A 759-nucleotide genomic window follows, 5' to 3' on the forward strand; every position below is an offset into this window, starting at 1 on the left:
CAAACGCCAGCATATCATACAACGGATGCTGACTCTTAATCAGCGGGTCCGGGGTTCGAAACCCTGACGGCGCACCACGCATAACCTGCATCATGTCACGTTCTCGTCACAGACAGAATCGTCAACTGGTCCCCTAACTGGTCCCAAACTCTCGCCGCGCCCTTCCGCACGGAACGGCGAGTGGACCACGCCGGTGCGGCCGTAGGCGCGGTAATAGAGGACCTGCGGCGCCTCGACGCACACCGTCCGCGCTTGCCAATTCAGCGCCGCGGCCATAACGGCGTCGATGCCGCCGCCGCTGCCGCGCCTGTCCGCCAGGGCTACCGCCGCGCCGGCGTTGCCGCCCGGCACCAGCATGACCACCCGGTCCTCGGGCTGGCAGCGCAGCACCCCGTCGGCGTCCGGCTCGATACGCTCACCGTCCGGGGTGATCGCGAACAGGTCGCTAGCGCGGCCGCTGGCGCCACCCGGGGCGAACTGTGCGGCGACCCGCTCGCGCGGGACGAGGTCGACGAGCTGGTTGATTGGCAGATGTCAGACAGCCCGGCCGCTCATGTGCAGAACGCCGGCAACCCGCTGTGGTCGATTAGTGAGGGCTCGTGGACGATCACCGACGACGAGCGGCGCATCATCGCTGGATTCGACGAGCGGGCGCGTGAGCGGCTGAACGAGATGGAGCGCGAGCGGGTCGCCGCACAGTTCGCCCCGGGTGGCGCCAGCGGCCGCGCTAGCGACCTGTTCGCGATCACCCCGGACGGT

At 68.5% G+C, this 759-nt stretch carries 1 protein-coding gene; it reads left to right on the forward strand.

Going from position 1 to position 759, the window contains the following annotated elements; all coding sequences use genetic code 11:
* Positions 1-180 precede the first annotated feature (180 nt).
* On the forward strand, positions 181-759 hold a 579-nt coding region (locus tag A5622_RS20815; protein WP_156753033.1), incomplete at its 3' end, for a hypothetical protein.

Source organism: Mycobacterium sp. 1245801.1, assembly GCF_001673055.1.
Taxonomy (GTDB): Bacteria; Actinomycetota; Actinomycetes; order Mycobacteriales; family Mycobacteriaceae; genus Mycobacterium; species Mycobacterium europaeum_A.